Origin of the sequence: Agriterribacter humi (genome assembly GCF_009192765.1) — a bacterium.
Taxonomy (GTDB): domain Bacteria; phylum Bacteroidota; class Bacteroidia; order Chitinophagales; family Chitinophagaceae; genus Agriterribacter; species Agriterribacter humi.
This window is the reverse complement of sequence record NZ_VOHQ01000008.1, coordinates 94,153-110,044: the sequence shown is the minus strand read 5'-3', so window position 1 is coordinate 110,044 and position 15,892 is coordinate 94,153. Positions and strand designations below refer to the sequence as shown.

Sequence of the window (15,892 nt, the reverse complement as noted above, 5' to 3'; positions counted from 1 at the left end):
AAAAGCCATACCATTTCGTAGTACCAATACTTGTTCGTATACCTTAGTTATCAAAGCATCTGCCACTATCAAGCCTAAAGAGATTGCTTTGGTTATTTCCTTCATCTGCATAACATTCATACCCGTTATAATGTAATCCATAAGTTAACTGGGCGTAAGAAACCCAGGAAGAAAACCCAAGGGGCGTAAACGTCCCATGCTGTGTTTCTTTCTTATCTGACAAAGTAAAAATAAAATGACTATTAAGTGTGGCTACGGGATATTTACCGTTTTTAAACGGGCATTGGGGGGTACGGCAGGAATTGTAGAGGATATTGTCTTTTGAAGGAAAGCTCTTTATCAATTGCTATTTCAGGGAGAGCGCTTTTGTCTTACCAAAGCTACTCCCCCATTTAAACGCTTTCTTCATGAATAACCTCCAAATTCCATCAGGAAAAACCATGATATCTTTCAGGCTTTCCCTTTTACAATCTTCTTTATCTTTAATACCTATTGCTATACAAATGACTACCGTAGCTATTGCAGACGACCATAAAATATTCTGTGACTCCCTGGAAGCGCTCATTAACGACTTTGAAGGGTTCAGCGTTACCTGGACTGCCCAGGATGGAGACAAAGCCATTGAGATACTTAAGCAAAAAGATAATCAACCGCAAATTTTACTGCTTGATATCAATATGCCCGGCAAAAATGGTATTGAAGTAGCCGAATGGCTGTTTCAAAACAATATGCCAGCAAATGTGCTTGCTCTTACGATGGAGAATGATGATAACAGCATTATTAAAATGCTTCAATACGGTGTTAAGGGATACCTGCTGAAGAGTGTGAGCGCCGAAGAGTTATTGAACGCATTGCAGGCGGTGGTAAAATACGGCTTTTATTATACACCCCTCATCACCAAACAGATCAGCCAGCAGGTATCAAAAAAAAATACCAGCACTATTCCGGAACTGAAAGACCGCGAGAAGGAATTACTTCAATATATGTGCACTGACCTAAGCTATACAGCAATCGCTGAAAAAATGTTTTTAAGTGAATCCACAGTAGATACTTACCGTGGCAGGCTCTTTGAAAAATTTAATGTCAAAAACCGTATCGGCTTAGTACTCAAAGCCAACAATATGGGATTGATCAGGCTTTAATCATTCTTTTCAGGTATCATTATTTTAATAATAGCGCCCTTGCCGGCCGCAGATTCGATCTGCATTGCTCCCTTCAGGTAATCCACCCTGCTTCGAATGCTTTTCAATCCTAATGATGAATCGCTTATTTGCAAAGGATCAAATCCGCGACCGTTGTCCTCTACCATAGAAACGATAGCACCATCAGGGGTTTCTATAGACACGGAAATTTGAGAGGCATCGCTGTGTTTTACTGCATTTAAAACCAGCTCGCACATGATCCTGTATACGTTCAACTGAACATCTGTATGCAACGATGTAGTAATATCATGCTTAAACTGAACTGGTATATTATACGCCTCCTGAAGATTTTCGAAGTACTTAGACAAAGAAACTACCAGCCCTTCCGAAGAAAGTCCTTTGGGCATAAGCTGGTGCGACATGTCCCTTATTTCCATCATAGAACCATCAATTATCTCTTCCGTTTTTGCTACAAGCAAATCTGAGGCGTCATTCCGGAGCCTTGCTTTGGCTACCCTTAAAAAATTTATTTTTATAGCCGCCAGCATGGGGCCAATGCTGTCGTGCAGTTCGCCGGCAATCCTTTTACGTTCACTATCCTGCACCGTTACCAATTGTTCCAATGTGCGGGAATGCGCTTCTTCCAATTGTACAACATGCACCGCTACGTGCTTTTTATCTTCCCATATATTCAAAAAAGTGGCACAGGTAAGCACCAGCATTTCTGCTATGCTCGTGAGCAGCATGCCGTGATCATTCAAAAGAGCAACATAAAAAAAACCTGCGTTTGACAACACCTGCTGTATCGCCATGATCACCATAACCCCCATAGCTAATGCAAACAGCCGGACAGTGATGCTCTTTTCAAACAATCGTATTAGCACCAGTAAAATGCATGCAAACGATAAAACAAAATAAGTATGCCATCCTACATTGAACAGCGCGGGCAGCAGTGTCATTCCAGGTAAAAAATAATAGATGGTCAATGTGACCGGCATAACCACAGCAGACCAGGTAATACACCTGAGTATGGTTTGACTGATTTTATCATTATCCAGGATGCGCTTAAACAGTGAATCTAAAAGCCTGCAAAATGACAGCAGTCCGCATACAATGGATAAGGGCTTTATAATGCCATTAAGCACAGGGAACCCCGGAAAGAGCATGGGGTACAAATAGCCATAATGAGCGAGTATCCATGAAGTGACGCTAACGATATACAGCGCATAATAACCCAATGCGATATTTTTGAAAATAATCCAGCCAGATAACACTGCAATGATGATGAGAAAAACTGTGCCGAGGTAGAACCAGATAAGCCGGTCAAACCCTACGTATAACTTATCCAGGTTATCAGCGGTCATTATTTTATAACCCACATTCACATTTTTACCCTGATCCTGAAATGCGGCAAGATAGTATGTGTCCTCTTTATCCAGGCTAAGTAACATGGTATGCCATACATATTTCCTGTTGCGATCGTATGGCACCAGGTTTCCCCCGCTATATGCTATTTGTTTTGTGCCATCACTTGTTAGGCCGAACAGCAAAACAGTGTCGAGACTGGTATTATCAACAGACAAAACATATCTTTCATGACCGGAGGATGATCCGGCCTTTATTACAATATAGCACCACTTATTGTACGTTACTATTCCAAAATCAATTTTTTGCCCATCATAACTGGAATAATGAATATCTGAGGGATTTATATGAATGGCACCCGGAGGTATATGGGAAGAAAAAGAGTAAAAGCTATCAGAAAAAAAAGATGGCTCCTGGGCAAAAGATGATACAACTGCAATAAATAACAGCGTAATAAGAGCGGTGGCCTTATGAATATTCATGGTGGTTGTGATGCAACGTTAGCGCGGCAAGCTGTGGAAACCTGTAACTAAATATAATGCAAATCGTGAAATATATTTCATCCTGCTTCAATAATACTACGCTCAAACAATTATACGCCGGGTTTAAACGGCAGGATCATTTGCGGGATAGCGGGTGGGACGCAAAAGATGATTCAATATTTCACGCCCGCCCGACCGCGTCATTCGGGCAGGCGGAGAACGCAATGGAGCAGGGGCGCAAAGAAGGAACAAGTTAATTGCTCAAAAAACCATCCATGCAACTCCGTGCCTCTCGGTCTCCGTGGTTCAAAACTTTCGCGCTAACGCAGCGGGTATTACAATAAATCATTTAAATTGCCATTCATAATTATAAAGAATGAAAGCACTGTTTATCTGCGTTTTTTTACTATCTGCTATCACCTCCCAAGCCCAAACATCCAAAAAGAATGTGACCCTTTACGTTTTTGACCAGAACTGGAAAGGCTGTAAGCTGGAAGAAGCTAAGTACCTGGCCTGTCAGCAAAAACTTGGAGATACTGCGTATGAATGGAAATATTATCAATTCGACGGACCTTTATTATCAATAGAAACCTACAAAGACAAAGAAACCAATATTCCGCATGGTGCATTTACATACTATGGCGCGGATGGACAAATGGATTCTTCCGGTTACACATTCGAAGGTAAAAAGAATGATTGGTGGTATTATTACACGGATTCCTTTACGCTTTGGAAGAAAGAAAAATATGAGATGGGTAAGCTGGTTACCCGTATGGATCTGGCTTCAATAGAAGCGGAAAGAGAGGAAAACAGGAAGAAAGCGGAAACAGAAAAACATTGGGGGGAAGTGGAAGCAGTGTTTAAAGGAGGAACAGAAGACTGGGGGAAGTATATTCAGAAAAACATCAATTTCCCGGATCGTGCAAGAAATTTGAAAAAAGAAGGTAGTCTTTTGCTCCAGTTTGTAGTAAATACCGATGGCACCACCAGCGATATCACGATATTGAGGTCCATTGAATATTCACTCGATGAAGAAGCCATGCGTCTTATAAAAGATTCACCCAAATGGCGGCCGGCACACCAGGACGGCAAGCTCGTTAAGGCCTTCAGGCGGCAGCCGTTGATATTTCAATTACCCCAATAAGCTATTATCGGAGAGATGCAATGCTTTTGTACCAAGCTTAAGCAGTTGTAGGTTAGGTTTCCTGGCGTTATCATTTTACGGGACAGCGTCCAGGAAGAACATACTGTGTACGAAATTGGAGACTTCGTCATCGTGAAATACTTCCATCAGCGTTTTTAGTAGCAGAGAAGTGTTTGAGCAGATGCCTCCTTTGGTCGGCATGACAAGCAGCGGTGCTATGTTCAACATTAGTAATGCAATTCACCTGGGTTTCTCTACCTGGTATTCTGGGGTACGAGAAATCTGTGAATCCATAGGAATATTATGATACATTCGTACTCCACCTCGCAGAGTCCTGCTTACGCACCAGAAATTTTACAAGCTAAAAGAAGATGAACAATTTTATGCTTTGCCGGAAGAAAAGATAAAAATGCCAAGCCATGCGGTAATGCCAGATGAAATCATCCGATGGAAAAACACGGAAAAGCTGGCAACGCTTTTATGGACTTATCCGGGAATGAATAAACCTGATTTTATTTTTTCCCTGATTTTCGCTTTTTGTATTTCCCTTTGGGATCCCGCTTGTGATGATAGAGAGACGTGATTGTAATGAGTTTCCGGCTTTCATCAATATAGTAAACCAGGTTGTAGGGATATTTTTTGAGCGCTATTTCATGCAAGTTTTTATATGTATTGCGGTATCTGTTAGGGTTGGCACATATAGCGGTTATAGCATCCTGAACCGCCACAATCAACCCGTCGGCAGCAATTGAACTTTTTTCTTCATACCAATCAAACGCTTTCTCATATTCATTAGCTGCAATAGGATCAAAACTGTATTTGTACGCCATTACTATTTTCTCTTATTCCTTTTTGCCTGCAGGCGTTTACTCATTTCATTAGGTGAAACCATCCTGCCACCATTCAGGTAATAGGTAACTCTTTTGTCAAGCTCAGCTTTAAATTCATCGCTATAGTCAACCTGTGTTTCCTTTATCTCATCTTCTACCATTGTATATATTGCTTTCAGTTTCTTGTCGTCCGCAATTTCAAGATAACCATGTAGCTGCTGTTTTATAGCCGTAGTATTCATACAATATATTGTTTTCATTGTTTATTAGCCGCCATGCTATTTTCGGAACCTGTGGTACTGTGAAGTCTTTTTTCGTCCGAAACACCTTCCTTCCCTTCGCATTGCATATACTGCTATCAATTTCAAACAAATATAGCAAAAAAAGAGGGTATATTCCTGTGGAAGGGACACCCGGACATCTTTAATATCTGTTGGCTTGCCGAGAGTTTATCCAAAAGTGTATACCTAAGGTCACCCACTTGCATTTCACAAAAGTTTTATATCAAATCTACGAACTTTGCGGGGATGCAGTCCCTGAAGAACATATGGATTCAATACTTCACGCAGAGAACGCAAAGAAGCAGCGAACGCAAGTGAAAACAAACCAATCACCCAAAAATCTCTGTGCAACTTCTGCCCCTGTGCTTCCGTGGTTCAACGGTTCAGTGGTTCAACCCTAAAAATCAAACTCTCTTTTCCCAATATTCCAGCGCACGCCTGCGGTAAAGAAAAATTCATTTCTTTTCGGCTGTGCCTGCACGTTATAATTACGCTGCGCTATGTTCAGATCAATGTACAGGTTTTGCAGTAATTCATATGAAGCTGAAAAAGAGGCGAGCAATTGTTTTGCGGAAATACCTGTTCCAATATGAAAGCCATATTCCCTGGGACGGGTGAGATAGCTCCTGAAAAGATTATTACCCATATTAACGCCCATAGAATCAAGCCCCTGTTTATAATACATTAATTTGCCGGTAAGGTACAGGCGCGGAATGGGCTGATATTTAAGTACTGCAAGATATTCACCAAAATTGGCGCCCAAAGGATGCGCCAGTTCTTTATTGTAATGTACAAAGGCTGTATTGCTATCGTTATGCGTATACATGAACGGGCGTACGAGATTCATTTCCACCTGCAGATCAAGGTTGTTTATACCCGCCACATCAATGTATTTGGCTCCCAGTTGAAGCGCCTGTTTATTCATCCAGCTACCCCGGTTATAATTTCTTATTTCTTTAAATACAAATTCGCTGATCGCCAGTTGCCCGTACAATTGCATGCTTTTAAGGAAGTTGGCTTTAAAATCAATACCTACTGTAGCTTTGGATCCGCCACTGCCCAACTGCATTTCTATAGCCCTGTAAAAAATAACCGGGTTAAGATAGCTGAGCTCAAAACCATTTCTTCCATTGTATACTACATTCTCATATATCCCGATATTCAGCCATTTGGTCAACTGCATGCTCAAATGATGAAAGGCCATATAGTTTTTATACCGTATGGTATCCCTGTTGGGCACGGGGTTAAAAGGTGCGATGATTTCGGCATATATGCTTTTATAGCTGAATTTGCGCAACTGCACATCCATTTGCAGGTAAAGAAAGTTATTGCTGAAGTCGCTGAGCAATAAGCTGCGGTAACCATTTCCAACAAAAAGCTTATCGTAGCCAAAACGGAAATTGATGTATTTGGAAGCGGCGAAATCTATTCCCCCGCGTGCATCAATATAATCATACCCGTTTCCTTTAAACACCTTATAATATCCTGCATTGGGTACTCCCCTGTGCCTGGTAACATATTGCTGCACAAACAAAGGATCCCTTTCCTGGTTATCGGTGAGTGTTGTATAAAAGCCGAGCTTTCTGCCAATATTCCCTCGCATGGTAAATCCGCGGGTATTTACATACAATGCCTGGTCTACTTCCGATGATTTGCCCGCCTGCAGGTTCAGTACGGGATCAATAATTAAAGTAAAATCATCAGAATGCGTTTCATATAAGTGAGCCGGTGTTTTAAAAAAGGTATTCCATATGGGCTTGCGTACATGAAAGGATTCGCCTCTGTCTTTTGTCCAGTCGGAATTATTCATGAGCAGGCTCTGGATATTGTACCGGTCAACAGAAGAAAACTCAACAGGCAGTTCACCGGCCTGATCTAAAGAATCAAGATATGCTATCCGCCCGGTATACATTTTCCGGTTATATGGCTTAACCGTGGAGAAAGAAAGAACGGAATCATTTTGTAGTTTAATATCCAGCCTGTCTAACAATTGATATTGTTTGTCGCCCAGACTTATCCGGTCAGATTGTGTAAATGCAGTGGCGGATAATACCACGCAAAGAACGGTGAACGGTAGCTTTTTTATTAATTGCATTGAGGTGTGTCTTTAATATTTTGACAAATATATAAGATGTTTATAGCAGCAGTGGCGCTGAGTGTTATAACGATTAAAGCAACGCTATAGTTTGCGCTCATATAAAATATGTCTTCACAAAAGCGTAACGCTTAACGCAGCGTGATATCCGCTTCCAGCAATTGTTTGGCTCTTTTATGCAAAGGTTCACTTAATGGTACAACAGGCAGGCGCAAAACATTTTCAATAAGCCCCAGGTGAAATAAAAATGATTTTACCCCGGCAGGATTGTTTTCCGCAAACAACAATTCATAAGTCTCCAGCATGGCGTCATTCAAAACCTTTGCTTCTTTTAATTTTCCATCCAAAGCCAAACGTACCATATCCGAAAATTTGCGGGGCATACTGTTGGCAATTACACTGATCAGTCCATCCATACCACAGGCCAATTGGGGTAATGCAAGGGTATCATCGCCGCTGCATACGAAAAAATCATCCGGCCTGTTTTTGAGCAACTGCATACATTGCAGCATATCGCCTGCCGCCTCTTTTATGCCGGCAATATTGGGCACTTCCCTGGCAAGGCGAATAGTGGTAGCTGCAGACAGGTTACGTCCTGTTCTGCCCGGCACATTATACAATATTACAGGCCTGGGCGAGGCTTCGGCCACTGCTTTATAATGCTGGAACAATCCTTCCTGCGAAGGTTTGCTGTAATAAGGGCTAACGCTTAATACCGCAACCGCTTTATCCAAAGGAAATGTTTTTAATTCATGCACCGTTTCAGCCGTATTGTTTCCGCCAATACCCACTACCACTGGCACGCGGCCGGCTACTTTCGCAAGTGTATGTGCTACTATATTTTTCTTCTCTTCTTTGCTGATCGTTGGGGCTTCCCCCGTTGTGCCCATGCTCACGATATACTCCACACCATTATTGATCATGTGATCAATCATAACGTCTAATGCTTCGTAATCAATGCTGAAATCATTTTGAAATGGGGTAATCAATGCTACTCCTGTTCCTCTGAGTTGTGTTCTTAATGACATGCTGCTTATATGGTTATTGGTTGCAAGTTACAGGTTTCAGGTTGCCGGGAGTACTGACTGCCACTTGCATCTCCACCTTTTGCTTGTTTATTGTTTGAGATTTATTGAGGTAATTCTTCCCAGAAACCCATTTTGCTGTACTTTTCAATGCGTTGCTGCACGCGTACCGCAGGGTCAATGGATTGCAATTCTTTAATAAGCGGGATTAGGTATGATTTTAGTGTTTGCGAGGTTTCTTCATAATTCCAGTGCGCTCCCCCACATGGCTCAGGCACTACATCGTCAACCAGCCCAAACCCTTTCATATCGGTGGAAGTTAGTTTTAACTGCTCCGCAGCAACCTCCTTCTTTTCCCAACTACGCCATAAAATGGAACTGCAGTTTTCGGGTGATATAACAGTATACCATGTATTTTGCAGCATCAGCACCCTGTCGCCTACTCCTATACCAAGCGCTCCACCACTGGCGCCTTCACCAATAATCACACAAATAACCGGTACTTTTAAACGCATCATTTCATAAATATTACGGGCAATGGCCTCTCCCTGTCCGCGTTCTTCTGCTTCCGCCCCGGGAAATGCGCCCGGTGTATCAATGAGTGTAACAACAGGTTTATTAAATTTTTCAGCCAGTTTCATCAATCGTAATGCTTTACGGTAGCCTTCGGGGTTAGCCATACCAAAATTCCGCAATTGCCGCATTTTGGTGTTGATGCCTTTCTGGTGACCAATGATCATTACCGTTTGACCATCTAACTGCCCAAATCCTCCCACTATTGCCTTGTCGTCCCTCACATTCCTGTCGCCATACAATTCCACATAGTTGGTGCACATCCTTTTTATATAGGCATGGGTATACGGCCTATCCGGATGGCGGCTCAACTGCACCTGTTGCCAGGGCGTAAGATGCTGCGTGATTTCCCTTCGTTTTTCAACAATGGATTGCTCGAGTTGTTGCATGGTATCCGTATAATCCATCTTTGGATTTTTCTCGGCCATTTGTTTCAACTGCACTACCTGGTCAAATAATTCTTTAACCGGTTTTTCAAACTCCAGGAACTGTCTTTGTTTAAATTGGGGCATAAGCTGTTAAATATGCAGACGGCAAAAATAATATTTATAAAGGAAACCCCGGCAGAATTATATGTGCTGCGAAAAATGAGGTGTGAAGTTCAGGTTGCAGGTTACAAGGACAGGGACATGTTGCAGGTTGTTGCGGGAGCAATCTCAAATCAGAAATCTCAAATCAGAAATCAGAAATCAAAGATACGGCTTGACCCTCCTCGCCTCGGGCGCCGACCTCATCTGAAGTACTTTTTGTCGCAACGGGTCTCCACAACAGGGCAACTGTGAGAAGAGTGACCCCGGCGAATCGTTAGCGCCAGGGTCTAATATCTGCTCACAATGGACTTTTCATGAAGCCCCCCGGCGCGACTTAAAAAGGATGACTGGCGCATTTTGTACAACACGGTTTTATTAAGCCGTTCGGGTTTGTACGGCATAAAAGATTTACTTGCTGTAAATTGTAACCATTTCAAAAAATAAGCGACAGGTAGTTTAAACGCTCATAAATTCTAAATATAAAAATATGTATACAAGCAGAAGGACCTGGTTAAAACAAGTTGGCCTGGCAACAGCAGGAATAGGCGCCTCGAGTCTTGAAACTATTGCTGCTCCCGGCAATCCTTTTTGGGATAATACCATTGATGATAAACCTGTCAGACTAGTGGCAAATGAAAATCCCTATGGCCCCTCCCCCCTGGCAAGAAAAGCTATGGCCGACCACATAAGTATCAGTAACAGGTATAATGGTGAACTTACCGGCGTGTTGGTGGCAGCACTTGCAAAGAAACACGAGGTTACTGCCGGTAATATCCTGGTGGGAGCAGGATCTACCGAAATCCTGGATATTACAGCAAGATTTTCCGCTTCAAAAAAAGGAAGTTTTGTTATCGCCCAGCCTACATATGATTACTGGACTTATGTTGTAGAGAAATCTGGTTTCAGGAAAATAGGCGTACCGCTGGCCGCAGATAAAAAAAACGATCTCCAGGCAATGCTTTGTGCCGTGCAACCCGATACAAATCTTATTTATCTATGCAATCCCAATAACCCTACTGGCACTGTTTGTGACAGAGATATATTGGTGACTTTTGTAAAAGAAGCCACAAAAAAAGCAATCGTGCTTGTAGATGAAGCCTACATTGACTTTACAGAACAGCAATCGCTGTGCGATCTTGTGCCGTATAATAAAAACCTTGTAATAGCGAAAACATTTTCTAAGATATATGGGCTTGCTGGTGCAAGAACAGGGTATGCCATTGCGCATAAAGACACCATTGAGCAACTCGCGCTGATGGTATCCTGGCCTGCCGGCAGCCTTAGTGTAGTATCTGCTGCAGCAGCTATAGCATCCCTGGGTGATGAAAAATTTGTAAAAGAAAACTATAACTTAAATCAGCTAACACGTAAATATACTATTGAACAATTAGAACGCCTGCGTCTTACCTGTATTCCCTCCAATACCAATTTTGTATATTTTTCGCTTGATAATTATAAAAAGGATTACTTCGCCTTACTAAAGCAAAATAATATCATCGGTACAAGAATATACGAGGAGCAGGGAAAATGGACACGAATTACTGTAGGTACAATGAAGGAAATGAAAAAATTTATCAGTGCTGTTGCATGATACCGTTAGCAACCCGCTGATTTTCTTACAGGAGACTATCCTGTTAATAATAATTACCCCTCTCTGGCACCAGCTTTCAAAGGACAAATAAAGCTGCCCGGAAAAACAAGCGCCCTATTGTTGCTTTGTTCAGCGCCAGGGTGTCATAGCTGCCCACAATGGACTTTTCATGAAGACCTTGGCGCGACTTGTAAATCTCAAATCATAAATCTCAAAATCAAAAATCAGAAATCAGAAATCAAAGATGCCGTCTGCCCCTCCTTACATCGGGTGCCGACCGCATCTGAAATATCTTATTGTTTCAATGAATAAAAACTCAGTAAGCGGATATTATTCAGGTCACTGTAATCGTACTGATACAAACCATTTTTGCCAACAATCATCGCTTTTTTATTGGCTGCAATTACATCATATGGTTCATCACTGTCTATTTGTGTTAGCTGTTTTATTGCCCCGGGGTTTGATGCATCGTATAATCTTACACCGCTTGTACCATCACATACAAAAAGCAGGTTGCCGTCTTTAGTGAGACCGGTTGGCCCGGTAAGCGGATAGGTTTTTACCAATACAGGGTTCATAAGATCTTTTACATCTACAATATTCAGCTCATTGTCATTTCCACCACAGGAAGTGCCGCCGCGCAGCGTAACATACGCATACTCACCATCAGTTACTACAGGATCACAGGCACGGCCATGCGAAAATGTACCCAATTGCACAGGAGATGTGGGATTGGCAAGATCATACATAAACATACCTGAAGAAGAACCGAGAAACAATTTGTCTTCAAAAGGATAAATGGTTTCCAGGTCAAAACCTGCATAGAAAGTGGTATCCAACCGCGGAGTGGCGGCAGTGGTAATATCCACAATTCCTACACTGTGCGGTTCTCTTATGGCATACAGGTAATCATTCATTAATACCATGCTTGCCATTGAGCCGGCAGTGCCGTTACCATTAGATTTTGCCCCTCCGGAACTGGCGGCGTTATTTAACGCGAATATATCGCCCCCCAGATAAACTCTATCTGTAAATGCTACAACGGTATCTTTTTTAATCCAGTCTACAGCTATGTATTTATCATCAATATTTAAACCATAACCATACATCCGGCCCATAAAAAAATTAGCAATCCGGTTGCTGATATTAACATGCTTCGGGTTACTGATGTCTATTGCAAGTAAATCGTTATACATATCGGCATACAGGGTATTACCTTTTACAGCTATATCCCGGTTACCGGGAATGTTCAGGAAAGCGACCTGCGAAGGTTGGGATGGATCGCTGTTGTCAATAATATGAATTCCCTTATCTACCTCATTCAGGTAAATAAATTTATCCTTTATGTAGATTTTTCCCGCTTTTTGAACAGTTTCGGCAGGGTTTCCGTTTATAGCCGCCAGAACATCTGCTTTTGATTTCAAAACAGGCGTCATTATCGTATAGGTATAGGTATGCGTAGCAGTTATTTTATCCTTTATGCAACCGGAGAGAAAGACAAGCATATAACCTGTTGCCAATAGTGCCGGCAACAAGGATGGGATTCTTTTTGTCATAGCAATCGTTTTCAACGACTGACAATGTTGGAAAGGAAAGCGTTGCACTTGGGTTCAATTCTTTTCTAATCGTATAATACAACTATCCGGGTGCTTTCTTATTTACAACAGGGCAACTGTGATAAAAGTGACCCATCGAATCGTTCAGTGTCGGGGTCTGCTACCCGCAATGGCTTTTCATGAAAAAGCCAGCGTGACTTAGAAATGATGCCTTTATTGACACCGATGGAGGATAAATGATCAGTATGCAACGGGCGGTTCACTCTTCGAGCACCCTTCAAAAAATATTGACCAATATTAATTTATAAACGGTAACCCATCAAAATACCAACTTACAATTTTTTGCGTTTTAGAGACCTGTTGCATTGTTTGGTATTACTCCGTACCTGATTTAGCTGCCCTAATGCAATCATTAACTATATAAACCTTTTTTTGATGAGACAGCAATTGTTTCTGTTTGTTTTGCTATGCGTAGTTTATAATGGCTATGCGCAACAGCAAAGAACTACGAATCACGATTCAAACCGGGCCCAGGATCATAATTCATCGCGAAGCAATAAAACTGCAAGTATATCGCCGGATGGCAGCGACTGGAACTCATCAGGGAGTAATAAGTTGCGAATGCAGGCGCAATCAGATGATGGCGGCTGGAATACAAAGGGGAGCAATGGGGAACGAAGCTATTTACCATCTGGCTGGACTTTTGGTATTAACAGTGGCGTTTCTTTTGCAGGAAAAAGTAATGAAAACAGCCTGTTTAGAGGTAATGGTATGGCCACACAAATGTTTGGCCGATACTATTTTGGAAATATAGGGATCGGCGTTTCAAGCGGCATTGTTGCCGGCGCTATCAACAACGCGGTACTCAACAAGTTTTTGACAGAACGAAAATGGCAACAGGGCCAAATATCAAAATCTAATCCTTTCAATAGCTATTTTTTGTTTGGTCCCTCTTTTAAATTTGGCGAGCGGGTAATTGTAAACGCTGAATTGCAAGGCGGGATGTTCATTAACAACCCGGGCAGTATTACTATTAGCCAGCCGGGTGCTGTTCGCTCCTTATACCGTTTTGAAGGAGCTGGAAAAAACTTGTTCCCCGGTTTTTCCGGAAGTATCGGTTTGGCATATCCCATCAATAATTCCACCCGGTTTATTTTAAATACAGGTTACCTGCAAACAAAATCATCCATTAACTTATACGATCCCCAACGGGGTATGGATATGGCTATAGAACAGGATCGTGTTGTAAAATTGTTTACAGTTGGCGTGGGCATTACAAAATCATTTGGGTCAAAAAGAGACGCTGCAGGCGGAATGGCAACAGGAAAAAGACACGCCATCAATACAAAGGGAACAGGGGCAACTAATGGAAGAGTAATCCCGTCTGCACAAAATCATGCCATCAATACAACAGGAACTGGTGGTAACCGAATGATGAACAATGAAAGTTGCGGTCCGGTTACACAAAAAATAACAAACCCCGATGGAACGACAGAAGAAAAAACTTTTGCCTGTCCTGCCGATGCAGCAGCATATAATGAACGCATTAGCATGAATGTAACCGTACCCAAACAAACACAGGGAGCTACATTTGGCGAAAAAGTAAATGCGGGATTACATGCCGCCGGCGGTGCAGTGTCGCAGGGAGCTTCAAGAGCTGTTATCTCTGGTACTGTAAGCTGGAGTAGCGGTAATTCATCTGGTATTATAACCAATCAGGATGCTGTAGGTTCTGCTGGTAATCTTGCTGGTGGTGGGGCGGCGGCAGCTTCTTATGCCGCAACCGGAAGAATGGCGCCATCGTCAACAGCATCACAAGGTGTTTCCGCTACTTTCTATACAAGAGAGGCCGGTAGTGGCATGGCAACAGGTAAACGTTCGGCAAGAGATCATGGCAGCGGTATGGCCACTGGCAAAAGACAGTATGCACCTGTATATAATGAAGGAGATATAAACGAATGTAACGGCTGTGCCGCTACCGTAAAGTTGCTGGGGCACGAATTGACACATACCGTACAACAAGCACAGGGAATAAAAAATCCATTATATAGTGACAATGGAAACCAGGGAACAAACCCAATGTATGAAGGCAGGAGCAGCTTAAGTAAGGGCGGAGATAATGATTGCGATGGTATTGAAGGGTTAGCGGTTTTTTTGATAGATATAAATAGCGGAGCGGTAGTAGCCACTACAAAAACTACAACCTGTGGCGATTTCTTTTTTGCCAGGGTACCCGCAGCCAGCTACCTGGTAAAAGTAACCGGCGGTTTTAGCAAAACAAAAAACTATGATGTAACAATTAAAAGCGAAGCAAACTTAGACATGGCTGGTGAAATAAAAACAGCAGATGATCATTGGACAATTGAACTAAATACAGGGAATAGTACTATTCAAAAAGAAAGGACCCAATCAAACAATACAAACGAGCGAATGGCAGGCGCAGGTGTAATTGCAGATAGCGGTTGCGCACAATCTTACACAAAAAATTTCCCTGTGCTTATTGGCGATATTGATGACGATGGCATATCAGAAATTTTAATTGGCAATAGTGAGGCATTTTCATCAGAGGGGGCTGTTGCTTCAGCAGCGCTTGCCAGACCTGGCAATCCTATTGGCGGCATCATAGTAAAAGGTGGCAAGAACCCGGGAGGACAAATGCGCGCTGTACAAACAAATGAACATGGAGCGTTTGAATTTGCTAATATGGAAAAAGGAAACTACAGCATTGCTACTGAAGTAAATTATTATTTAGATGACGAAACAATGATAACAATTAGAGATGAAGATTGTGATGGAGATGGAACTACTACTAAACCCCGTGTCCAGGATCATAATTCATCCCGTTCCAATAAATCAAGCAGCATCGTAGATCATAACACGGGTGATGATACTAAGGAGAAGTCAATAGTTAATACTACGAAAAGCAATACCAAAGATTTCCTGGTAACGCTTGATGAACTGGATCAGTTGTTGGCAGCCGATAAAACTTCATCAGCAAATGCAATTCATAAGGCAAAAGAAAACAGCCGTGAGCTTAGAAATACAATTGTTCAAAACGAAAGCAACGTTGATAAAGCAATCGCTGCCGTGGATACCAGCTTTTCCGTTTTGCTTGGTTCAATCAGCAGCCTGGGCCAGCAATACAGTTCTATTTCCAATACACTCAAAACAAAACATGATACCGCTAAAAATAGTGTTGGCAATATCAGGTGACGGCGATATTGTTCAGCGCCAGGGTCTCATAGCTGCCCACAATGGCCATTCATGAAGACCCCAGC

General features: G+C 42.2%; 12 protein-coding genes. 5 read left to right on the top strand and 7 right to left on the bottom strand.

Going from position 1 to position 15,892, the window contains the following annotated elements; all coding sequences use genetic code 11:
• Positions 1 to 407: 407 nt before the first annotated feature.
• Positions 408 to 1,142: a response regulator transcription factor gene (locus tag FRX45_RS14560; protein WP_152269175.1), complete on the top strand. Its 735-nt coding sequence runs from the start codon at positions 408 to 410 to the stop codon at positions 1,140 to 1,142.
• On the opposite strand, the gene FRX45_RS14555 is transcribed toward FRX45_RS14560, so the two are convergent.
• Complete coding sequence (locus FRX45_RS14555; protein ID WP_152269174.1) at positions 1,139 to 2,989, bottom strand: sensor histidine kinase; 1,851 nt, start codon at positions 2,987 to 2,989, stop codon at positions 1,139 to 1,141. The two genes, FRX45_RS14560 and FRX45_RS14555, sit on opposite strands and share 4 nt — an antisense overlap.
• Before the next feature lie 65 nt (positions 2,990 to 3,054).
• Here FRX45_RS14555 and FRX45_RS14550 point away from each other — a divergent pair, with 65 nt between their 5' ends.
• Positions 3,055 to 3,246, top strand: a complete 192-nt coding sequence (locus FRX45_RS14550) for a hypothetical protein (RefSeq protein WP_193311709.1) — start codon at positions 3,055 to 3,057, stop codon at positions 3,244 to 3,246.
• Positions 3,247 to 3,365: 119 nt separating this feature from the next.
• Entirely contained in the window at positions 3,366 to 4,133 is a 768-nt protein-coding gene (locus FRX45_RS14545; RefSeq protein ID WP_152269172.1) for an energy transducer TonB, read from the top strand.
• 512 nt (positions 4,134 to 4,645) lie between these two features.
• Here the strand turns inward: FRX45_RS14545 and FRX45_RS14540 are convergent.
• The 5 genes from FRX45_RS14540 to FRX45_RS14520 all read right to left on the bottom strand — a co-directional run bounded on the left by FRX45_RS14540 (position 4,646) and on the right by FRX45_RS14520 (position 9,449).
• Positions 4,646 to 4,963 carry a type II toxin-antitoxin system RelE/ParE family toxin gene (locus FRX45_RS14540; protein WP_152269171.1) on the bottom strand — a complete coding sequence of 106 codons (318 nt, stop codon included), beginning with the start codon at positions 4,961 to 4,963 and terminating at the stop codon, positions 4,646 to 4,648.
• 2 nt (positions 4,964 to 4,965) lie between these two features.
• Entirely contained in the window at positions 4,966 to 5,223 is a 258-nt protein-coding gene (locus FRX45_RS14535; protein WP_152269170.1) for a hypothetical protein, read from the bottom strand.
• Between the two features lie 418 nt (positions 5,224 to 5,641).
• Entirely contained in the window at positions 5,642 to 7,339 is a 1,698-nt protein-coding gene (locus FRX45_RS14530; RefSeq protein WP_152269169.1) for a hypothetical protein, read from the bottom strand.
• Between the two features lie 131 nt (positions 7,340 to 7,470).
• Complete coding sequence (gene dapA, locus FRX45_RS14525; RefSeq protein WP_152269168.1) at positions 7,471 to 8,367, bottom strand: 4-hydroxy-tetrahydrodipicolinate synthase; 897 nt, start codon at positions 8,365 to 8,367, stop codon at positions 7,471 to 7,473.
• Between the two features lie 101 nt (positions 8,368 to 8,468).
• Positions 8,469 to 9,449 carry an acetyl-CoA carboxylase carboxyltransferase subunit alpha gene (locus FRX45_RS14520; RefSeq protein ID WP_152269167.1) on the bottom strand — a complete coding sequence of 327 codons (981 nt, stop codon included), beginning with the start codon at positions 9,447 to 9,449 and terminating at the stop codon, positions 8,469 to 8,471.
• 505 nt (positions 9,450 to 9,954) lie between these two features.
• On the opposite strand from FRX45_RS14520, the gene FRX45_RS14515 reads away from it, so the two are divergent.
• A complete protein-coding gene (locus FRX45_RS14515) occupies positions 9,955 to 11,058 on the top strand; it encodes a pyridoxal phosphate-dependent aminotransferase (RefSeq protein ID WP_152269166.1) in 1,104 nt (367 codons plus the stop codon).
• Between the two features lie 293 nt (positions 11,059 to 11,351).
• On the opposite strand, the gene FRX45_RS14510 is transcribed toward FRX45_RS14515, so the two are convergent.
• Complete coding sequence (locus tag FRX45_RS14510) at positions 11,352 to 12,614, bottom strand: LVIVD repeat-containing protein (protein ID WP_152269165.1); 1,263 nt, start codon at positions 12,612 to 12,614, stop codon at positions 11,352 to 11,354.
• A 435-nt stretch (positions 12,615 to 13,049) separates the two neighbouring features.
• Here FRX45_RS14510 and FRX45_RS14505 point away from each other — a divergent pair, with 435 nt between their 5' ends.
• Complete coding sequence (locus tag FRX45_RS14505; protein WP_152269164.1) at positions 13,050 to 15,827, top strand: hypothetical protein; 2,778 nt, start codon at positions 13,050 to 13,052, stop codon at positions 15,825 to 15,827.
• Positions 15,828 to 15,892 lie beyond the last annotated feature (65 nt).